Here is a 21,835-nt window from a genome sequence, read left to right on the forward strand (position 1 = left end):
CATCCATGGAGAGCGCGTGTGCGCCCGTCTCACCGCTTCACCGCACCGCTGCTGGGCCTCGCACTGCTCGGTGCCCACGCCGCCCACGCGCAGGACACCACCACCGGAGCACTCAGCGGCCTGGTGCATGACACCACCGGCGCAGCGATACATGGAGCCTCGCTCGATCTCATAGACAGCACCAGCGCCACCCGCCACACCACCACAGACCAGCTCGGCGAGTTCTTCCTCGCAGCCCTGCCACCCGGCCCATACCGCATCCAGATCAACGCCGGTGGCTTCGCCCCACTGCAGATCGACCGAGCAGACGTAGCCCTCGGCCAAACACTCCGCATCAATCCGAAGCTGACAATCGGCACCATCTCTCAGACCACCGAAGTGCCTGCCGCAGACGATCTCCCGGGCTTCGACGCCCCAGTAAATGCCAACCTCTCACCCACTGATCTCCAACTCCTGCCACTCGACGGCCGCCGCTTCCAGCAGTTCGCGCCGCTAACCCCACTCGTCAGCAGCGAAGACACCCCGCCCGACGAAGCCAACACCGCGTCGCCCGACGCCGACTCCCCACAGCTAAGCTTCCGCGGCATCGCACCCTCGCAGAACCGCTACACACTCGACGGCGCCAACATGACCCGGGCCTTTGACGGCGAACCTCGCGGTGGACGCGTCCTCCCCTTCACCGTCCCGCAAGAGGCCGTGCAGGAGTTCCAGGTGCGCGCCATCGGTGCCGGAACTCCCCTCGGCCGCGACGCCGGCGGCTCCGTCACCACCGTCACCCGCCGGGGCGAAACAGCCTTCCACGGCTCAGCCTTCTTCCTCCTTCGCAACAGCGGCGTCGGCGCGTCCAATCCCTTCGCCGTCAGCACCCGTTACAACAACGGCCAACCCACCACCGCCCCTGTCAAACCACGCGATCGGCGCGAACAGTTCGGAGCCTCCGTCGGAGGCCCGCTCCTGCCCCACGAACATCTCTTCGGCTTCCTCGCGGCAGAGGGCCAGCGCCGCAGCTTCCCGGCAATCTCCTCGCCCAGCGACCCAGCCTTCTTCAACCTCACCGCCATTCAGACAGCACTCCTCGCCAACCGAGGCGTCGCTGCCACCGCCACCACTCGTGCTCTCGCCTTCCTCGACAGCCTCACCGGCCCCATCCCCCGCAATGCAGACGAGTTCGCCCTCCTGCCGCGCATCGACTGGCACCCCGGCGCGCGCACCATCCTCACTGCACAGTTCGCCCACACCCGCCTCAGCGCACCCTCCGGCCAGCGGTCAGACCCCGTCCTGGCTCACGGCCGCGGCAGCATCGGCGACATCTTCGTCCACGCCGACTCAGGACTCCTGCGAGCCACCCTTGCGCTCTCACGCCGTTGGCTCGCCCAGGCCCACGCCAGCTACAGCCGCGACGCCAGCTTCGTCCAGCTACCGCAACCGCTCATCAACGAGCCCAAGACCGGCCCCGGCGGTGCCGCGCCCCAGGTCGCCGTCGCCGAATCCTTCAGCTTCGGCAGCTCCGCATCCCTCGGCGCGCGCCGCCAGCCCGACGAGCGCATCACCGAGTTCGCCGCGCACCTCAACTACACCGGCCGCGCCCACACCATCACGCTCGGCGCAGCGGTCAACGGCACTGACGAACGCATCGGCGCACGCGAAGCCAGCAGCGGCGCCTACGACTACACCAGCGGCACCACCAGCGGACGCGCGGGAGGTCTCGTCGACTTCATCACCGACTTCACCTACTCCGCCACCAGCTACCCCAACGGCGGCTGCCCCTCCATCTACGCGGCCGTGCACCTCTTCTGCTTCCGCAGCTTCACGCAGACCTTCGGCACAGTGCCCGAGACCCGCTTCCACACCACCGCCCTCAGTGTCTTCGCAGGCGACGGCTGGCGCGTCACGCCGCACCTCCGCATCGACGCCGGCGTACGTTACGAGTACCTCCGCCTACCACCCACACAAACACCCAACACCGCGCTTGACGCCGCATTCAGCACCGTCGCCACCACATCGACCATGCCGTCCGACACCAACAATCTCGCGCCGCATCTCGGCATCGCTTACGCCGTCGGCAACGGCACCATGGTGCGCGTCAGCTACGGCTATCACTTCGGCGACATGCCCGGCCGCACGCTCCAGCAACTGCTCGAGAACACCGCTCAACCCAAAAGTCAGGTCTCCCTACGCCTCACACCGCGCACCATCCTTGACCCCGCATGCGCCAGCGCCGGCACCAACTTCGGCTATCCAGCCACCTTCATCTGCTCGCCCTTCGGCGCACTGCAGACAGGCGCAGCCACCATGGTCGCCCACGGCTTCCAGCTCCCGGCCGTTCAGACCGGCGAACTCTCCCTCACGCACCAGATCGCCGACCGAACCACCCTCAGCGCAACCTACGTCGTCGCCCTCAACCGCCAACTACCCAACACCACCGAACTCAACATCGCTCCCAGCGCCGCCAACATCGCCTTCCGCATCATCCGCAGCGGTGGCGAACCCGGCGCACGCAACGGCGACGTCTCCCACATCCCGCTCTACACCGCACGCCTCACCAACGCCTTCGGCCCAGTCACGGCGCTGCTCTCCAACGGCAACGGCAGCTACAACGCGCTCGCCCTGCAACTCGACCACAGCACCGCCACAAGCCTCAACCTGCGAGCATCCTGGACCTGGTCGAAGGCACTCGACACCCTCCGCAGCACCAGCTCTGCACCCGACGAAGACGCGCAACTCGACCCCGTCCAGCCGCTTTACGACCGAGCCCCCTCAAACTTCAATCACACCCACCGTATCGTCGCCACCGCTGTCTGGCAGCCACACGCACGCGCTCGCCTGGCGAACGCCGTGATCAACGGCTGGTCTCTCGCACCCGTCGTCATCGCACAAAGTGGCCGGCCCTACAGCTACAAACTCAGCGGCGGCTCCGCGCTCACCGGCGGACGAGAGTCCCTCAACGGCTCTGGCGGCGCCACCTACCTGCCCAGTGTCGGTCGCAACACGCTACGCCTGCCATGGTCTTCCACGCTTGATCTCCGGCTGGCACGCACCCTCACTACCGGCGAACGCGCACACCTCCGCCTCACCGCTGAGGCCTTCAACCTGCTCAACCATGTGAACCTGACCGCCGTGCAACAGCGCGCATTCCTCATCGGCACCGCAGGCACCGACGGCATCGTCCCGCTCACCTTTCAGGACGCGGCAACCATCGCCGCAGAAGGCCTCACCAGCAAACCCTTCGGCACACCGACCAGCTCCGCCGCCAGCCCGAACCGGGAACGCCGCCTGCAATTCGGCCTGCGTTACGACTGGTAGAGCAGCTAAAGCGTCGCGCCGCTCGAAGCCTTCTCCGCAAACCGCCCAATCCACGGCAGCTGGTACGGCTTCCCGCCAAATGCCTGCACCACCGCCACCAGCCACGTCGCCAGCCACACCAGCGACACCACACTGATGATCGAATACGCCATCACAACCGGCAGCAAAGCATCCAGCACATTCTCGATCGCATGCAACGCCGCCACGGCCAGGAAAAAGAAGATCGACTGAAAGCTGTGGAATCGCACCAGCCGGTTCGATTTGTACGGCTCCACCAGCAGGAAGAAGACCGCAGGCACCAGCGTCATATAAGCCAGGCCAGCCGCCAGGTTCGGTTGCAAGCCATACGCCGGCGGCGGATCATACGGGTAGGGCGGATACGGTGCGGTATACGGCGGTGAGGACCCCTCGTCCGTCGCAGACTGAGTTCGAGCCTCGCGACTCGCCTCCGCTTCCGGCGCAACAGCGCGCTCTCCAGACGACCGCCTGCCTTCGCCCTCGGTGGTCTGCGTCTCCGTACCGGCGGCCGCAGTGTACGCAGGGCCATACACTGGTTCCGCGCCGGAACTGTTCAGCTCTGGATCGTGGGGCGGGTTCGTACTCATCTCGTCTGCCTCATCGCTCGCTCTGGCTGTTCGCCTTGGCGCATGTGTCCCATCCAACACCCTTGCAGGATGCAGGGCAACCGCCACACGGAAACAAATTGGATGCTGCCAACTCCGGCGCGTTTGCCGGTCACGTCATTCTGCAATGCAAGCCATACCCTCGGCACATTCCGCATCCTAGTTGCGAAGGCACACACAGGGACAACCATGAGTCTGGCAGCATGGGTAGCAGCGCATGGATATCTCTCCGTCGCCGGCCTCCTTCTCATTTCGGCACTTGGTCTCCCTCTGCCCGCGGGACTCGCCCTCATCCTGGGCGGTGCTGCAGCTCACGGCGGCTCACTCAGCCTGTTCATCCTCGTCCCGCTCTGCGTCCTCGCGGAGAGCATCGGCGCCACGGTTCTGTACTCCGGCGGACGTCTTACTGGCTGGTGGCTCCTCGGCCGTCTCTGCCGCCTCACCATCGATCCGGAAGTCTGCATCTTCCGCTCGGCGGACTTCTTTTACGAGCGCGGCCCCCGCGTCCTCCTCGTTGCCCGTTTCATCCCCGGCCTCAACAGCATGGCGCCACCGCTCGCTGGCAGCCTCAACATGCGCCCGCTCAAGTTCTGGTCACTCGACTTCTGCGGAGCCATGCTCCACGTCAGCACCTGGATCGCCGTCGGTTACTTCCTCAGCCACTACATCAAGCTCGTCACCCAGGCCCTCGCCGTCGTCGGCCACGTCGCGCTCGGCTTCGTCCTGGTGGCGCTCGCGGGTTACGCAGCGCTGTGGGCCTTCATCAAGATGCGCGACCGCCGGTACCGCAACGTGCAGCGCGTCTCCGCCGATGAAGTCGTCCAGCGCCTCGAAAACCCCGATCCCTCGCGCCCCATCGTCATCGCAGACGTTCGCTCCCACGGCTACTACGACCCCGGCATGCAGCGCATCAAGAACAGCATCCGCGTCGAACCCAACCGCCTCGGTGCCGAACTCGACGCGCTTCGCGAGACCCTCGCGCCCGAGTGCGACATCTACGTCTACTGCTCCTGCGTCCGCGACGCCACCAGCATCCGCATCGCACACGCCATGGAAACCCGTGGCACCCGCGTCCGCGTCATCGAAGGTGGGCTGCGAGCCTGGGTCAAATCCGGCTGCCCAACCGAACCCGTTCCGGCTGGCGAACTGCGCCACCTGCCTCGCTTCGAATAACAGCAACAACCCGCTTGCCCACCGTATCCGTCCTGTGTGAGACTTCCCCCGGCTCTCCAACGTCGGAGCAATACCCTTGTTCACACAGGCTCCAGGCCGCCCGCGCTGGCTTACGGCGTTCGCCGTGGCAGCCCTCTTCTGCGCCTGTCAGGCGTTACACGCGCAGACGCCGCCTGCTTCTGACCACGACTCCGACCCCGCACTCTTCCGCGTCTATACCAACCTGCTCCAGATTCCGGTCCTCATCCTCGATCCGTTCCTGCAGCCGGTAAAACCAGTCGATCCGAACAAGTTCACCATCCAGTTCGACGAGCTCAAGCCCGTCCGCCCGCGGCTCGTTCGTCTCCAGGGTGACGACCCCATCACGCTCGCCATCCTCATTGATCGCACTCACCCCAACAGTCTTCTGCCCGCGCTCGCCGACGCACTGGCTGCACTCACACCCGGTCTGCTCAGTCAGCGAGATCGTGTCGTCCTCTACGAAACCGACGGCTGCCACCTGCGGCGCCACGGCGAATTGCTGCCCGTGCAGCGAGCCCTGCTGCAGGCCTACGCCGCGTTTGCTGCCACCGGCTCCCCGCCCAATCGCTCCATGGATTCCTGCTCGAAGAACACAGGCCTGTGGAGATCCGTCGCCACCGTCGCCGCCAGCCTTTCCACGCAGCCCGGCCGCCGTATCCTGCTCGCCGTGACGGACGGCATCGACAATGACCACGATTACAGCTCGGAAAAAGCGCGTAACGTCGCCACCATCACAGGCGTCGCCATCTTCTCCGTCGCAGAACGCGGCAAGGTACCGCCCGGCCACACACTTCCCGGCTCCTCGTACATCCCATCGGGCCCAGGCAGCCGTGGATCCCGCGGCTTTACCTCCATCCCCATGCAGTCCCCAGCCAGCGCCAGCGATCTCGCCGTCATGAGCGAGTTCAGTGGTGGCATGCTCCTCGAAACGGACGCTCACGCCCTGCCCACAACGCTCAACCGCTTCGTCACACTCGTCCGCGGCCGCTACATCGTGGAGTTCAACCGTCCAGAGAACCTCGGCCCCGGCCAGCACATCCTCAACGTCAGCATCGGCCAGCCACGCTACTTCATTCGCCCCGCCGGCACCTCGATGCCCATAGCCGATCCCACCAAACTCGACCCCAGCGTTCAACACGGCCCGCTCTCCCAACGCCCGCCCGACCCCGACCAGCTCGCACCGCCACAGATCACCTCCACCACGGAACCGGCGAAGTAGCAGCTCTGGGCTCCGGATGGCTGCATCGCCACCCTCGTAAAATAAAACTCGTGAGCGAAACCCACGAAAAGAGCGCGCAGGATTTCGACATCCTCGTCGTAGGCGCTGGTCACGCCGGCTGTGAAGCCGCGGCGGCCGCCGCGCGTATGGGCCTGAAGACCGCCCTCCTCACACTCAACATCGAACTCGTCGCCCAGATGAGCTGCAATCCCGCCATCGGCGGCGTCGCCAAGGGCCATCTCGTCCGCGAAGTCGACGCCCTCGGTGGCGTCATGGGCCTCATCGCCGATGCCAGCGGCATCCAGTTCCGGCTCCTCAACACCTCTCGAGGCCCCGCCGTCTGGTCACCCCGCGCCCAATGCGATAAAGCCCTCTACCGCGTCCACATGCGGAACCTTCTCAACACCATCCCAAACCTCACCCTCGTCGAAGCAGAGGTTGTGGATGTCCTGTTGAAAGCAAAGGACGAAACCCCAGAATCTGACACCGACCGCAGCGGCACAAAACCGGGTGCCCCATACATACGCAAAGCGGATGTGTGGGACCGTAGCGGCACAGATATGGGTGCCCCACATCTCGATTCTGAGATGTGGGAATCGAATATCCCTGAATCCCCACGCCGCTGCACCGGCCTGAAACTCCGCGATGGCCGCGAACTCCACGCCCGCGCCGTCGTCATCACCACCGGAACTTTCCTCAACGGCCTCATCCACTGCGGCGAACAGAAGACCAGCGCCGGCCGCACCCCGCACGAACCCGCATCCGTCCACCTCGGCGAGAACCTCAAGAAGCTCGGCCTCCGCCAGTGCCGTCTCAAAACCGGCACACCGCCGCGCCTCGACGGCCGCACCATCGACTGGACCCCGTTCAAAGTCCAGCCTGGCGACGCCGACCCCACACCGTTTTCGTTCCGCTCGCAGGGCGTGCCGCAACTCCGCCAGATCCCCTGCCACATCGTCAACACCACGCCGCGCACCCTCGAACTCATCCGCGACAACGTGCACCGTTCGCCCATGTACAGCGGCCAGATCGAAGCCATCGGCCCGCGCTACTGCCCGTCCATTGAAGACAAGATCGTCCGCTTCCCTGACAAGCTGCAGCACCAGCTCTTCCTCGAACCCGAAGGCCTCGACACCGACGAGATCTACGTCAACGGCATGAGCACCTCGCTGCCCGCCGAAGTGCAGCTCGACATGGTGCACTCCATCCCCGGCCTCGAAAACGCCACCATGCTTCGCCCCGGCTACGCCATCGAGTACGACGCCATCGACCCCACCGAACTCGACCGCTCCCTCAAGGTCAAAAGCATCGACGGCCTCTACCTCGCCGGCCAGATCAACGGCACCAGCGGCTACGAAGAGGCAGCCTGCCAGGGCCTCATGGCCGGCATCAACGCGGCCTTGAACGTCAAGGGCGAGTCCGCCTTCACACTCGACCGCAGCGAAGGCTACACCGGCATCCTCATCGATGACCTCATCAGCAAGGGCACCAACGAGCCCTACCGCATGTTCACCAGCCGTGCAGAGTTCCGCCTGCACCTCCGCATCGACAACGCAGACCGCCGCCTCACACCCTACGGCCGCCGCCTTGGCCTCATCGACGACGAAGCATGGGCAGGCTACGAAGCCCGCCAGGCCCGCATGGCCGCCATGGCCGTCCTCCTTGAGACCACCCGCATCGACACTTCGACAGTTGCGCAACTATCAAAACGTTTAAGCGCAGCAAGCGAATCCCGTCCGCAAGCAACCGAAGAAGACACCGATCCTGAAGCAGCCACAAAATCGGGTGCCCCATTCCTACGCAACGCGGATGAGTGGGATCGGAGCGGCAAGAAGATCACAGCCCCAAATCCTGAAGCGATGTGGGATCCCACAAACCTAAAAGGCCAGACCTTCGCCCACCTACTCAAGCGCCCCGAAGTCAGCATCGAGCAGCTAATCCTCTCCCTCCGCGAACCCCTCGCAAAGGCAGGCCTCCACGACTACGCAGCCGAGCCCATGACCTCGCGCGTCCGCAACGAACTGCGCGCCGTAGAGACCGAGATCAAGTACGCCGGCTACCTCGACCAGCAACTCCGCGCCATCGCAAAACTCAAGCGCTCAGAGTCCCGCAGAATCCCCGCATCCTTCCAGTACAAAGGCGTCAGCGGCCTCTCCCGCGAAATCCAGGAAAAGCTCGACCGCGTCCGTCCCCAGACCATCGGCCAGGCCAGCGGCATCCCAGGCGTAACCCCAGCCGCCCTCACCCTCATCAACATGCTCATCGAGATGCAGTCCCGCGCACCAAACCCATCAGCAGCCTCCCCCGCATAGGCTCGAATGACGGGTGCCCCATTCTTTGCGAGCAAAGGGTGGGTTCTCGTGCGACCGCAAGCCACCAAGCGCAACCACCAAACCGGGTGCCCCATTCTTTGCGAAGCAAAGGGTGGGTTCGCGTGCGACCGCAAGCCACCAAGCGCAACCACCAAACCGGGTGCCCCACCTTCGCGAAGCTAAGGTGGGAATTCGCGCAAAGCGCGAACCGCTCTTCACTCATCCACAAAACCAATCGCCAAACCCCTCCCGGCGGTTCTAGACTGGCACGTCGCTGAATCGTCTCAAAAGGAAGGCCCCAAACTCATGCACAAAGCTCTTCCCTGCCTGTCGCTCGCCCTCGCAGCCCTCCTGATCGCCACCCCCACGCGCATGACGGCACAGGCCGTCTCCCCCGCCCTCGAATCCGAAGCGGCGCGTCCACCCGCTCCCGGCCCCGGCGGCAAGATGCTCCCTGGCATGCCCAAGTTCCACGACCCGCTGCCCTACGACATCGACGACCACGCCGGCTACACGCAGCTTTTCGACGGCAAGACCATGAAGGGCTGGGACGGTGACCCCTCCATCTGGCGTATCGAAGACGGCGTCATGATCGGCGAAACCAAAGAGGAAGAACGCAAGGGCAACAGCTACATCGTCTACACCGCTGACAAGGCAAAAGACTTCGACCTCAAGCTGCAGATGAAGATTGAAAAAGGCGGCGGTGGCGGCATCCAGTACCGCTCGCACACCGGCGAAGCATGGACACGTCCGCAGCCCGCCGGCGCCGGTCCCAACGGCACGCCGCCCAAGTGGCTGCTCACCGGCCCGCAGGCTGACTTCTGGTTTCCAGTCCGCCAGTCCGCCTCCAACTACACCGGCCAGTGGTACTCCGAAAACACCATGCAGGGCATCCTCGCCTATCGCGGCCAGGTCACGCAGGCGCTCCCCGGCAAGGGAAACCGCCTCGTCGCCAACATCGGCGACAAGCTCGCGCTCGGCGGCTACGTCAAAACCAACGAGTGGAACGACTACGAGATCATCGCCCGCGGCGGCGTCATGATGCACATCATGAACGGCCAGCTCATGGCCACCTTCATCGACGACGACCCCAACGACGCCAACAACCAGATGGGCCTCATCGGCTTCGAGATCGAATCGCAACCATGCAAGATCAGCGTGAAAGACATCTGGTGGCGCAAGTTCGATAAGTAAGCGGACTCACGGAATGGCAACCGCACCGGCCAGCGACTGCAGATGCGCTGCGTCCTGCCGGGGCGGTTTGCCAAACGTGCGTGTGTACTCGCGGCTGAACTGCGACGGCGACGCATAGCCCACATGGAAGCCCGCGGTGGCGGCGTCTTCACCCTGCGTCACCAGCAGCCGCCGAGCCTCCTGCAGCCGCACCTGCTTCTGATACTGCAGCGGACTCATCGCCGTAATCGCGCGAAAGTGCCGATGCAGCGAAGCAGGGCTCATGTTCGCCACCTCCGCCAGCACCTGCGCGCTGAACGGCTCGGCATAGTGTTCGCGAATCCACTGCACCACCCGCGCCACCTGGTAGGTGCGGCTCTCCTGCGTGGCAATCTGCCGCAGCATCTGCGCCTGCTCACCCTGCAGCAGGCGATAAAGGATCTCGCGCGCGATCAGCGGCGCCACCATCGCAATCGCCCCTGGTTCGTCCAGCAGACGCGTCAGCCGCACAAAGCAATCCAGCAGCGCCGCATCCACCTTGCCAATCGCCAGCCCACAGCGTGGCTCCGTCTCGGTCGCAGCAGGCGGCAGCGTCATCAGCAACTCCGACAGCAGACGCGTGTCGATCGCAAGACTCAGCGCAAGGTAAGGGCGGCCCGGTGCTGCATTGCACACGCGCCCCGTCACAGGCAGATCAACCGAACTCACCAGGTAACTCTCCGGCGTATATCGAAAGACGCTGTCACCCAGCAGCACCTTCTTCTCGCCCTGCGCCATGATGCAGACCATCGGCGTGTAGATCAGTTGCGCACTCAGCGGCGCATCGCTGTCCGCGTGATAAAGCGACAGGCCAGGCACCGCCGTCACCGTGATGGGCGCGGTCGCATGGTCCACAATGCGGCGCTGCAGCTCTTGCAGGGAAGTCATACTCCTCAGACGCTGCCATCGTCGCTCAGGATTCTTTCCCTTGTTCAACCTCTGAGCGGATCAGGCAAGGATCAGCACGCTTCGTTCTACCGCTTGCCTTACCAGATCCCATACCCTCAGCAGGGTAAGCAAGAAGGAGCTACGAAATGAGCAAGGTTTGGATGATCACAGGCGCAAGCCGCGGATTGGGTCTTGAGATCGCAAAGGCAGCACTGGCAGCGGGTGACCAGGTCATCGCAGGCGCGCGCGACGCGGCAAAGATTACGTCAGCACTGGGTACGCAGGAACACCTGCTGGCCGTCGCGCTCGACGTGACCGTGCCGGCACAATCAACGGCAGCAGTAGCAGCCGGCATCGAGCGCTTCGGCCATATCGATGTGCTCGTCAACAACGCAGGCTACGGCCACTTCGGCCCATTTGAGCAGGCCTCCGCTGACGACATCGAAGCGCAGTACAGCGTGAATGTCTTCGGCGCCATGCACGTCACACGCGCCGTCCTGCCCGGCATGCGGCAACAGAAGAGCGGCCGCATCTTCAACATCTCGTCCGTTGCCGGTCTCAAGGGCGGACCCATGGCATCGCTCTACTGCTCCAGCAAATTCGCGCTTGAGGGCTGGTCCGAGTCGCTCGCGGGCGAGCTGCAACCACTCGGCATTCAGGTCACGGCAGTCGAACCCGGCTTCTTCCGCACAGACTTCCTGGAGCCAACCTCCGTGCGCTACACCGACGCTGCACTACCGGAGTACGCGCCGGGACTGGAACAGATGCAGGCCTGGCTCAACGGCAAAAGCCTCCAGCAGGAAGGCGATCCGGCAAAGCTTGCAAAGGTCCTGGTGGATGTCGCCAGCAAGCCGGAACAGCCACTGCATCTACTTATGGGCAGCGACGCTATCGCATGGATGGAAGACCGCCTGCAACGCGACGCCAAGAACGTAGAGGAGTGGCGCACAGTCTCTGCCTCCACGGACTTTCCAATGTAACTAAGAAAGCAAGCCACGCGGGCAGGCAAACCGCCACCCGCGCGGCTCGCTTTCAGCGCACACACTCACGCAGCCTGATCCGTAATATGCCCACGAAAGCGTTGCAGAAACAGGTCCATCGACCCACCCTTCACAACAATGGAAAACACTACCACCACATAGGTCGCAACCAGAATCCAGTTACGCCCCAGCTCCTCCGGTACGCTCAATGCCAGCGCAATTGAAAGGCCTCCGCGCAGCCCACCCCACGCAATCATCAGCAGGGAAGTCTTGTGTGCCGGCTGCACCAGCCGCACCAACCCCAGCACCATGCCCGTCGTCACAAACCGCACCGCATTCACCAGCACAATGCTCACCAGCCCAACGTTCACTGATCCCACCGTGAACGGCACCGCCAGGAACTCACATCCCATCAGCACAAACAACACGGCATTCTGGACCTCTTCAATCGCTGTCCAGAAACCCTCAATCGCAGTGTGCGAGATATCGGCCGGGTGCCGGCTGTTCTGCCATCGCAGGGCCAGCCCTGCAGCCACCGCCTCCAGCGGAGCCGACAGGTGCAGATTGTCCGCAATCGCATACCCACCCAACGCCAGTGCCAGCGTCAGCAGTATCTCGATGTGATACGCATTCACCGCACGCATCATGCGTGAGATAGGCATCGCCAGCAGTACGCCCAGCGCCAGTCCACCGCCCGCATCCAGCAGAAACCTTCCGCTGACCTCCCAGGCTGAAGGCATACGCCCGCTCTGAGCAATGCCAAGAATCGTGACGAATAACACCGCGCCCACACCGTCGTTAAACAGGCTCTCGCCCGCAAGCTGCGCCTGCAGGTACCGCGGCGCAGCCACCCGTCGCAGCATCTCCAGCACCGCAATCGGATCCGTCGGCGAGATCAGCGCACCAAACAGCAACGTCTGCAGAAACGAAGGATGCTGTCCCAACAGCGGCGCTGCAAAGAACAACGCAGTGCCCACCAGCCCCGTCGACAACAAAGTCCCCAGGCCCGCCAGCATCCCCACCGCAAACTTCTCGCGCGACAGGTGCTCCAGGTCCAGCAGAAACGCACCGGCAAACAACAGCAGCGACAACAGCCCATGCAGAATGAACCGCTCATAATCAATGCGCAGAACAGAATGCAGTGCCCACGCATGCACCGCGGGAAAGCTATGGCTTGTGAAGGCAAGCACCGTCGACAGCAGCACCGTCAGCAGCATGGTGCCGACCACGGTAGGCAGTTTCAGCCACCGCGAACTGACCAACCCGAAAATAGCCGCAAGGCTCACCACGATCGCAATCAGAGCCAGCATGCTCTGATTCTATCGAGCCGCACTCTGACCGCCTTGCAGGTCGCCTGCCTCCGACGAACCAACGTCCGCAGACTCATCCGCACAAGCCGTGGGATTCGCTTATGACTGCCTCTTAAAACCGTCCCCTCATCGGGGGATTTGCCGCCGTCCGCACGATCGCTACTATGGTCTTTATACCGACCACAGCAAGCAGGCCGCACACACATGCAATTGATCTTCACGCTTCAAAAAGCAGTGGTTCTCAGCGCGCTCGCTCTGGGATCGGCTGCAACTGCAGCGGCACAGCTCGTCATCCCTGCACAGACACCCATCGAAATCCGCCTCACCGAGCGCGTCTCCACGCGCCTCTCGAAGAAGGGCTCTGTAGTGCACGCCATCATCGCTGCGCCCGTCCTTGCAGGCGACGGCATCGTGCTGCCGATGGGCAGCAAGGTTGAGGGCAGGGTAGTCCACGTCAACAGCGTGCGACTCGGCTTCACCCATGAGACGTCCTCCATCGGCCTCGACATGGAGCGCATCATCCTGCCGGACGGCACCATCGTTCCGCTCGCCGCGCGTGTCGCACAGATTGAGAACTCGCGCGAGGTCATCAACAAGCAGGGACGCATCGCCGGCGTCCGTTCCACCTCAACCTTGAGCCATAAAACCTCCGGCGCGGTCGGCACACTCGCCTTCAGCAATCCCATCGCCCTCATCTTCACCACCGCCTCGTCCGCATCCTTGCTTCGCTTCTCTGACCCGGAGATCTCGCTCCCCGCAAACACTGAGCTCATCCTGCTGACCACCCAACCCATCTCCATCGCTCACGGCACAGAATCCGCCGCGCCAGCACTCGCGCAGGATGCAGAGTCGGAACGCGCTCTGACCGGCCTCATCCGCAGGCAGCCTTATCGCACCGTCACCGATCCAAAACACACACCGTCTGACCTGACGAACCTCATGTTCATCGGTGACCAGTCCGCCATCCTGCGAGCGTTCCAGGCCGCCGGCTGGTTACAGGTCGACACCCTCGATGCAACGTCCGCCTATCGCACGGTCCGCGCCGTCTCTGAGGTGCAGGCCTACCGTACCGCCCCCATGTCCACGCTTCTGCTCGAAGGTCAAAAGCCCACCCTGGGCCTCGCAAAGACACTCGACACCTTCTCCAAGCGCCATCATCTGCGCGTCTTCGCAACGCAGGAGGAATGGCAGGGCCAGCGAGTCTGGCTGTCCTCCTCAACGCAGGACATCGGCATCGGCTTCTCCGCATCGCAGAAGAACTTCATCCACCAGATCGATCACAACATCGACCACGAACGCGCAAAGGTCGTGAATGACCTCATGCTCACGGGCTGCGTCACCGGCCTGAACCTCGTCGCTCGATCCTGGTTACCCAAAGACATCAAGAACGGCACCGGCGAAGAGATCGTCACCGACAACCGCATGGCAGTCGTCCGCCTGAACGATTGCGAAGCGCCGATCAATGTCCCGGCTGTCGATCAAACCGCAGCCATGCCCGTTCACCAGAACAAACTCGTCCAGGTCACACGGCAGACCACGTTGACCCTGCGCAACACCATCCTGCGTGACAACCTTGCAGTCTCCGCCTACGGCGGCGTCCGGATGGCACTCGGACTCAAGCATCCCAAACCGCCCGAGCAGCCACTGGAAGTCTCTTCCGAGATCAACGCGCACCGCTACGCCATCGGCAAGGCCGAGGCCACGGCAGACGATAAGCCCGAACTGCAGAAGCGCGACTTCGTCGAGACCGCCAAAGCCGGCACCACCGCAGACCTCGCCCTGAACCCGCCCAAGAGACTCCCGCCATACTCCGTCGAAATCGGTGTCCATGGCGGCTTCGCAGGCTATGCCGGCGGCAACGGTGGCGCTATCGGCTATCTGTTATTGCCCGAGGACGCTGTCGCCAACCCGCCCTACCTGCTGGTTCTGGGCAATGAGCACAACAACGGCTTCAACCTCGGCGGGTCCGTCACGCTCAACTCGCATCAGCACCTCTCGCACGAGTTCTCCTTCGACTACAACCGCACCGGCTTCATGCTGGGCTTTGCCGATCTCAACCTGTTGCCCGGTCCGGACACCGACCCCACCACGCAATCCGACTTCGCATTTGAAGAGGCCACGCTCTCCACAACCGAGGTCGCCTACAACCTGCAATACCTGCCCCTGCGTCGCGAGTCGCGCTGGCGCCCCTATGTTTCGGCAGGCCCATCGCTGCGGCTCATGCACCTCACCGAAGCACCCATCACCCGCGCCTCGCCATGGTTCAAACTCGGCCTCAGCACCGTCGGCGCCATCACTGCTGCCTACCGGTTTGCATCCATACCGCCGCTCGAAGGTGGCGGCATCTTTCAGGTCGGCCTCCAGTACGGTGGCGGAGTGAAATACCGCGCATCCCGCCGCATCCTCCTGCGCGCCGATTACAAAGAAACACTCTCTGCCCAGCCGGACTTCTGGTCAAAGTCAAAGGATGACATCTTCGACGCAGCCGATCTGCCGGGCTACGGCCTCACCGTCATCGGACCCATCATGGACGGAGTCATGCGCCAGCAACGCGCCACCATGGGCATCTCTTTCGTCTTCTAACGACGTTCGAGATCGCTGGCGGATGTAGCGACCTACCTCTGTGCCTTCTTGCGATCAGTTGGCCGAGGGGCGCTCAAGACGGTCGATCACAAGAACCTGCACGGGCGCCTTCGTACGTTCCAGCTTCAATCCAAGCTGCTCCTGCAGCGCTGTAAAGATGGAAGGCGCAGCATTTTCTTCCAGAGCACTATTCGTTGGTGTCGCACCTTCATCTGGAGTCCATCGCAACGTGAAGTTATAGAAGCCTGTCAGTTCGGTCCTGTCGACCACGGCACGCTTAAGTTCGATGGTGAGTTGATTGATCAGCGGCTTCATCGGCTGACCCATGCTCCGGATCTGCCCGCGCCTCACCTCTCTTGTACCGCCATCCTTCATTCCATTCGGGCCAATCGCAGGCTCGATCTCCGTCATGCGACTGCCGCCCTTGGACACCACCAGCGCGTACACTGGCAACTCTTTTGTCTCGTAGTGGAACTTCATCGCAAAGCGGTCGATCAGTATCTTCTGCAACATCGGTGCGCGTCGGATGGGGTCAGTAACATTGCGATAGGTCTCAAGCTCCGCATCGTCAACCTTCGCCGTCACATCGAAACGCTCCTGCTTCGCCCAGTTCGGCAGTCCTGCAATCTGATCACTTAGGAAGATACCGAATGCCCACTGAACGATATTTTCTGGCGGCATATTCGTTATCTCGAAGCCGCCGCTCATCAGCGGAGAACCGATCCTCATACCGGTGGCGCCGGGATTGCTCGGCTTCACCGAAACCACATCAAACTCCAACGGCTTGCCGTCCAACGCCATCAATCGTGGCGTCGTGTACTGCGCACACATGCTAAGTGGATACGCAAACATCGTCAACCCTGAGAAAAGCAGGCTGTAAGTAAGTCGCATAAACTATCGCTCGCTCATTGTGAAAAGTAGCAAAGACTTCGTGGCCGTTTCATGTGGCCTGCGAATCGCCCTAGGCACATCCGGAGGGGCCATTGACCCAAAGCGTCTTGCAATGCGTTGCACCATAGATCGCATCGCGACATGCGAAGGTTTGCGGCGACGTGGTTGATCCGTGCGCGGCAATATCAGCACAGCACCAAACAAACTCAGAAACAGCAGCACACTGAATCGGCCATGTACCAGCGGATAGTAGAAATCTGCACGCGACAGAAGGCGGAGATCATTGTGCAGCACATGCAGCCGTACCAGCATTGCTACAAACAGCAGGCATGCGCCGACATTTAACGAAAGCAATGTTGCAACGGGATGGGATTGCAACGAACGATGCCGCAGAAGCGAATAAACAAAAACTCCCACATACAGGAACAAAAATGCTGGCAACAGACCTGCGATCATCTCCAGCACCGCCGAACCCGGCCATTGGATCGCGCCGCGGTATTTCGTGAGCAGGCCGGCAACAGAGGGCGTGTAGAGTTGCTGCCAAAGCGGATGCAGAAGGACAAAGACGGCACAGTAGCAAAGTGGAACCAGCGAAGCCCGGAGGCGTTGCTCGGTGACAGATCCGCTGCGAAGGAGCGCTTGCCGCAGGCACCACCAACGGCTGCATCCCGCGTGAAATAACTCCAGCAGATCGCCTGCAAATGCCTCCGCATCTCGACCGGAAGAGCTAACAGTCAGCAGCCAAAGCGCAACGCCCAACACCGGATCTTGTCTCATCGCGACTTCTCCTTCTGCGCAATGGAGCCGTAAACCGGGACGTCTCTCCAAAGGTCATTCAACGCTGCTCTGGTTTCATCGATCGCGCGCAAACCCTTCGCTGTGACGCGGACTAGCCGCTTGGCGCGGCCTCCGCGCTCTGGACTTGGCTCACCCATGCGACTCACCACCAATCCGGACTGCTCAAGACGATCGAGCGCCTTGTAAACGCTGGCCAGGGCAGCGCCCGTTCCTGTAATCGACCCAATCTCCTTGCACAGCGACACACCGTACGCTTCGTCGCCCAACCGAAGAATCGCGAGCAGTGTTACCAGGTCGGAATCGTTGAGAGGAAGGCGTTCGCTCATTTCCTCCACACAGTAGAAGAAATCATGCTGGTTTGTAAAGCCTGAGTTTTTCCGCCATTTGTGGTGTCGTTTCACAGCGCGCGCCAAATGGATAGCTGCCCTGCATGGGCATCCACATCTCGTGCATCGGGCGCGAACGTTACAAGAAGGATGGGCAGCAAGTGCCTTGGACACGGTGGCAAGGAATCAGTGGAAACCGACAAGCGACACCGACACCAGCACGACCTCGCTGTAGGGCCTGCCAACGCCCATACCAAATCCCGTCTGCACCGACCCGTTCAATGAGCCGCCCATCATCCTGCGCAGGCCGCGTCCGTAGCTGACGGTTGTTGTTGATGACAGACTGTTGCGGTTCGCCTCGTCCACCCGAAGGTTCACGTCTCCGTTGATCCACCAGCGTTGGCTGGCCGAACTGTACACGCCATACAGGTCCAGATCCGTTCGGTTGATCCGGTCCCGGTCAGCCGCGCCCGCAAACGAAAACTCCTGTTGCACAAACTGTGCCAGCAGAAAACGCGGTCCCCAGAAGCGCGCATACGCTCCGCTCGGAGTGCATCTCCACTTGCCAGACCCTCCACTCTTGCCGCCGGTCGGCATCGTGAACGTTCCCGTCAGAAGCACACCGTCATGGAGCGTCTCATACGGAATCCATTGGCCTCGTACGCTCATGTCACCCAGGCCAAACGATTCGCCTGCTGGCCCGATCACGCTCTTCGCAATCGGTACCGAGACGCCAACCGCCGTGGCCGCATCGTGGAAGGGTTCCGTATATTCAACGCTCGTCGTCAGCGTATCGTCCGCTGCATGATCCCACTCCTCACTGACGGAGACAGACCGGAACAAATACGTCGGGTTCTTCGACACCGCGGGTCGTTCCGCCACCGACTCCCGCTGCGCGGCGGAAGGACGCTGAGCGCAGGCAGGCGTCAAAGCCGGCAACAAAAGGATCGGCAAAAGCAGCTTCAAGGCGCTCACAGTAAAACAAGGATTATCGACATGCCGCACGCATGGATCATAATGCGAGATCCACCTAACAAGGCCGCCAGAGAACCTGGCGGCCTTGCTGGTTGCTCTTATACGTTCTATAGCCGCTACAGAATAATCGCAGTTAAACGTCGCGGACCATGCACGCCACGAATCCGCGTCATCTCGATATCACTCGTAGCCGATGGACCGGCGATCGTCGTGATGGGCGCGGTCCGCTTGGTGATGCGCTGCATCGCTTCGCTCAACGTCTCTACCACCTGGTCCCGCCAGAGTACACACAGGTGATGATCCGGCAGCAGCGTTGCCGCACGTCGGCCTTGCTCGTCACCATGCTCCAGGATGATCGTGCCACTCATCGCCACACACGCAGTGCAGCCAGTCAGCACAACACGCGGCTGATCCAGCGCTGATGTCGTAAGCTGCTCGTCCCGCAGAATACTGATGCCCGAGGAGGGAAGCCATGCATCCGGCACGCCCGTAGGCACCAGCAGCAGTGTCTCGTTTGCCTCGCTCATCGCCTGCAGAACGGCATCCGCAATGCCCGCTTCGTCCGTAAAGATCAGCTCGGAATCATAGTCGCGCAGACGATCGTAGAAGAGTTCCAAAATCTCCTCACGATCAAGCTGCGCCGAGCGCTGGTACGTCCGCTGAATCCGCGCGTACGCTGCCTCCGGCGATTCAATCAGCTCGTCCTTGATATCCGGATCGGCTGCAAGCTGACGGCGAATCGTATCAAGCACCGTGAAGCGGGCATCCTCCCGTTGGCGGTCTTCCTCGTGCCAACGTGCATCCTCGTGAAAACGGGCATCATCATGCAAACGAGATTCGCTCATGCGTCCCCGCCCTTCTGACCGTTCGCGCGATTCTTCTTCCACCACTCACGGAACGTCTGTTCCGGCAGTGCGCGCAGGTCGCGGAACTGCGTCCATCCGCCGGCCATACCGGGCAGGTTAACCAGCTTGCCGTCCTTCTCAAAGATGCCTTGGCCCGTGCGCGCCATGCGCTGCGCCGCCTCGTACTGGCGTGGATGTTCGAACAGGTGCGCGGCCATCTTCATGCCCATGCTCTCCTGCGAGAACTTGCCGGTGATGCTGTTCTGATCAGCCGCCACAATCTTGCCGCGCAGATGGATCAGCGTCTCCGGAATGTTGATCTTCACCGGGCAAACTTCATAGCAGGCACCGCACAACGACGATGCATAAGGCAGCGATCGCGAATGCTTCATGCCGTTCAACTGCGGTGAAAGGATCGCGCCGATCGGGCCGCTGTAGATCGAGCCATACGCATGGCCGCCCGTCTCGCGATACACAGGGCAGGCATTCAGGCACGCGCCGCAACGAATGCAGTTCAACGTCTCACGTTCGCGCACGTTCGCCATCATGCGTGTCCGGCCGTTATCCAGCAGGATCACGTGGAACTCGGCCGGGCCGTCGTTCGCCGTGGTGCCCGTCCAGATGCTGTTGTACGGATTCATGCGCTCGCCGGTAGCAGAGCGGGGGAGCAGTTGCAGAAAGACCTCAAGGTCATCGAACTTCGGGATGACCTTCTCAATGCCCACCAGAGTGATCAGAGTCTTCGGCATCGTCACACACATGCGGCCATTGCCTTCGGACTCCACGACAACCACGCCGCCCGTCTCGGCAATCGCAAAGTTCGCACCGCTCACGCCGATGCCCACTTCCAGAAACTTCTTTCGCAGATAGTGACGCGCTGCCTGCGTCAGGTCTTCGGCCTCGGTGCCAAGCTCCGTGAGCTTCATGTTCTCGAGGAACAGCTCACGCACCTGGTGCCGGTTCTTGTGCAACGCAGGCACCACGATGTGTGACGGCTCGTCATGGCCCATCTGCACAATCATGTCCGCCAGGTCCGTCTCCCACGGCGTGATGTTGTTCTTCTCCAGCGCGGCATTCATGCCGATCTCATCGCTGGTCATTGTCTTCACTTTGATGACCTCAGGACGAAGCGGAACATGCGTCCCTGCCGTTTCGCTCTTCACTTTGATGACTTCAGGATGAGCATTCGCCTGTTGCTTCGCGGCGGCATTGATCAAACGAATCGCAATCGCATTCGCTTCATCGGCATCGCGAGCCCAATGCACCTGCCCGCCCGCCGCAACGCAGTTGCGCTCAAACATCTCCAGGTAATGCGGCAGATGTAGCAGGGTATGCGTCTTGATGGCATGGCCAGCCGTGCGCAAATCCTGCCAGTCCGGCATCTCTTCCACGCGCAACGCGCGCTTGTTGCGGATGACGTCCGTCGCGTGCCGCACATTGCGCCGCGTCTGGTCGTCCTGCAGAATGTCGTGCGCCAGGATAGGGAACGAAGCCTTCTCAGCCGTATGGCCTACGCGAACGCTCATGCCGTTGCCCCTTCCCACGCCAGCGACTCGGCAGTCAGCGGTTTCTCCCTCGTACTGTTCAGAATCTCCGCAAGATGCACCGGCCGTATGCGACCCTCGGCACCCTTGCCATTCGACTCACGATGCAGCCCGCCATCGATCTGCATCAGGCACGAGTTATCCAGCGCCGCAACAAACTCCGCGCTCGTCTTCCGAACGCAGCCAATCTTGTCTGCCAGCATGGCCGACGAGACCTCGGCATTCTTCACGGCAAACGTCCCGCCGAAGCCGCAGCACTGGTCCGCGCCTTCCATGGGCGTGTAATCCAGACCTTCCACACCCTGCAGCAGTCGGATCGGCCGGTCACCCACATGCAACAGCCGCAGCGAGTGGCAGCTCGGGTGGTACGTCACCTTGTGCGGGAAGTAGGCACCCACGTCCGTAAGGCCAAGCTTGTCCGTAATCAGCTCACTGAACTCGAAGACACGCGGCAGAAACTCTTTCACGTCCTCCATCATGCGAAGGTCGTTGGCGTTGTGCGCCATCAGCTCATAGTGGTCGCGCATCATCGCAACGCAGCTCGCACTCGGGACGACGATCGTCTCGGCGTCGCGGAACTCGTCGATCAGCCGCTTCACCAGGGGCATCGCCTCTTGGTGGTAGCCGGTGTTGTAGTGCATCTGGCCGCAGCAGGTCTGCGCCATGGGAAACACAACGTCGTGCCCTAAGCGCTCCAGCAGGTTGACAACTGCCATGCCGGTCCGAGGGAAAAGCGTGTCGTTGTAGCAGGCGATGAACAGATGTATGCGCAAGCGGTGCCTCGTGAGACTGAGACGATTCATTACTGCATCTTTTCGTCCCCAGCCATGCT

17 protein-coding genes are annotated in these 21,835 nt (G+C 62.2%); 7 read left to right on the top strand and 10 right to left on the bottom strand.

Annotated features, from left to right (window positions below; genetic code table 11):
* Nucleotides 1-18: 18 nt before the first annotated feature.
* Nucleotides 19-3,303 carry a TonB-dependent receptor gene (locus tag TERRO_RS00415; protein WP_014784007.1) on the top strand — a complete coding sequence of 1,095 codons (3,285 nt, stop codon included), beginning with the start codon at nt 19-21 and terminating at the stop codon, nt 3,301-3,303.
* A 5-nt stretch (nt 3,304-3,308) separates the two neighbouring features.
* Here the strand turns inward: TERRO_RS00415 and TERRO_RS00420 are convergent, their stop codons facing one another.
* Nucleotides 3,309-3,908, bottom strand: a complete 600-nt coding sequence (locus tag TERRO_RS00420) for a DUF4870 domain-containing protein (RefSeq protein WP_014784008.1) — start codon at nt 3,906-3,908, stop codon at nt 3,309-3,311.
* 207 nt (nt 3,909-4,115) lie between these two features.
* Between TERRO_RS00420 and TERRO_RS00425 the strand changes: the two genes are divergently transcribed.
* From TERRO_RS00425 to TERRO_RS00440, 4 genes are all read left to right on the top strand, one after another.
* A complete protein-coding gene (locus tag TERRO_RS00425; protein WP_041592794.1) occupies nt 4,116-5,099 on the top strand; it encodes a rhodanese-like domain-containing protein in 984 nt (327 codons plus the stop codon).
* A 76-nt stretch (nt 5,100-5,175) separates the two neighbouring features.
* Complete coding sequence (locus TERRO_RS00430) at nt 5,176-6,339, top strand: vWA domain-containing protein (protein ID WP_014784010.1); 1,164 nt, start codon at nt 5,176-5,178, stop codon at nt 6,337-6,339.
* A 50-nt stretch (nt 6,340-6,389) separates the two neighbouring features.
* Complete coding sequence (locus TERRO_RS00435; protein WP_014784011.1) at nt 6,390-8,651, top strand: tRNA uridine-5-carboxymethylaminomethyl modification enzyme MnmG/GidA; 2,262 nt, start codon at nt 6,390-6,392, stop codon at nt 8,649-8,651.
* 306 nt (nt 8,652-8,957) lie between these two features.
* A complete protein-coding gene (locus TERRO_RS00440) occupies nt 8,958-9,845 on the top strand; it encodes a 3-keto-disaccharide hydrolase (protein WP_014784012.1) in 888 nt (295 codons plus the stop codon).
* A 6-nt stretch (nt 9,846-9,851) separates the two neighbouring features.
* Here the strand turns inward: TERRO_RS00440 and TERRO_RS00445 are convergent, their stop codons facing one another.
* Complete coding sequence (locus TERRO_RS00445; protein ID WP_014784013.1) at nt 9,852-10,751, bottom strand: AraC family transcriptional regulator; 900 nt, start codon at nt 10,749-10,751, stop codon at nt 9,852-9,854.
* A gap of 146 nt (nt 10,752-10,897) precedes the next feature.
* On the opposite strand from TERRO_RS00445, the gene TERRO_RS00450 reads away from it, so the two are divergent.
* On the top strand, nt 10,898-11,731 hold the full coding sequence (locus tag TERRO_RS00450; RefSeq protein ID WP_014784014.1) for an oxidoreductase: 834 nt from the start codon (nt 10,898-10,900) through the stop codon (nt 11,729-11,731).
* Between the two features lie 65 nt (nt 11,732-11,796).
* Here TERRO_RS00450 and TERRO_RS00455 read toward each other — a convergent pair whose 3' ends face one another.
* Nucleotides 11,797-13,041, bottom strand: a complete 1,245-nt coding sequence (locus TERRO_RS00455; protein ID WP_014784015.1) for a cation:proton antiporter domain-containing protein — start codon at nt 13,039-13,041, stop codon at nt 11,797-11,799.
* A gap of 204 nt (nt 13,042-13,245) precedes the next feature.
* Between TERRO_RS00455 and TERRO_RS00460 the strand changes: the two genes are divergently transcribed.
* The gene (locus TERRO_RS00460; protein WP_014784016.1) at nt 13,246-15,624 is read left to right on the top strand and encodes an LssY C-terminal domain-containing protein; all 2,379 of its coding nucleotides are present in this window, start codon (nt 13,246-13,248) and stop codon (nt 15,622-15,624) included.
* Nucleotides 15,625-15,678: 54 nt separating this feature from the next.
* On the opposite strand, the gene TERRO_RS00465 is transcribed toward TERRO_RS00460, so the two are convergent.
* The 7 genes from TERRO_RS00465 to TERRO_RS00500 all read right to left on the bottom strand — a co-directional run bounded on the left by TERRO_RS00465 (nt 15,679) and on the right by TERRO_RS00500 (nt 21,776).
* The gene (locus TERRO_RS00465; RefSeq protein ID WP_014784017.1) at nt 15,679-16,515 is read right to left on the bottom strand and encodes a TIGR03435 family protein; all 837 of its coding nucleotides are present in this window, start codon (nt 16,513-16,515) and stop codon (nt 15,679-15,681) included.
* 3 nt (nt 16,516-16,518) lie between these two features.
* Nucleotides 16,519-17,292, bottom strand: a complete 774-nt coding sequence (locus TERRO_RS22970; protein WP_014784018.1) for a hypothetical protein — start codon at nt 17,290-17,292, stop codon at nt 16,519-16,521.
* A complete protein-coding gene (locus TERRO_RS00480) occupies nt 17,289-17,639 on the bottom strand; it encodes a PadR family transcriptional regulator (protein ID WP_014784019.1) in 351 nt (116 codons plus the stop codon). Before TERRO_RS00480 ends, TERRO_RS22970 begins: the two co-directional genes overlap by 4 nt.
* Before the next feature lie 186 nt (nt 17,640-17,825).
* Entirely contained in the window at nt 17,826-18,605 is a 780-nt protein-coding gene (locus TERRO_RS00485; protein WP_157178207.1) for a hypothetical protein, read from the bottom strand.
* Nucleotides 18,606-18,730: 125 nt separating this feature from the next.
* Complete coding sequence (locus TERRO_RS00490; RefSeq protein WP_014784021.1) at nt 18,731-19,459, bottom strand: LutC/YkgG family protein; 729 nt, start codon at nt 19,457-19,459, stop codon at nt 18,731-18,733.
* Nucleotides 19,456-20,985, bottom strand: a complete 1,530-nt coding sequence (locus tag TERRO_RS00495; RefSeq protein ID WP_014784022.1) for a lactate utilization protein B — start codon at nt 20,983-20,985, stop codon at nt 19,456-19,458. Before TERRO_RS00495 ends, TERRO_RS00490 begins: the two co-directional genes overlap by 4 nt.
* Nucleotides 20,982-21,776: a (Fe-S)-binding protein gene (locus tag TERRO_RS00500; RefSeq protein ID WP_014784023.1), complete on the bottom strand. Its 795-nt coding sequence runs from the start codon at nt 21,774-21,776 to the stop codon at nt 20,982-20,984. Before TERRO_RS00500 ends, TERRO_RS00495 begins: the two co-directional genes overlap by 4 nt.
* Nucleotides 21,777-21,835 lie beyond the last annotated feature (59 nt).

It is taken from the genome of Terriglobus roseus DSM 18391 (genome assembly GCF_000265425.1).
Taxonomy (GTDB): Bacteria; Acidobacteriota; Terriglobia; order Terriglobales; family Acidobacteriaceae; genus Terriglobus; species Terriglobus roseus.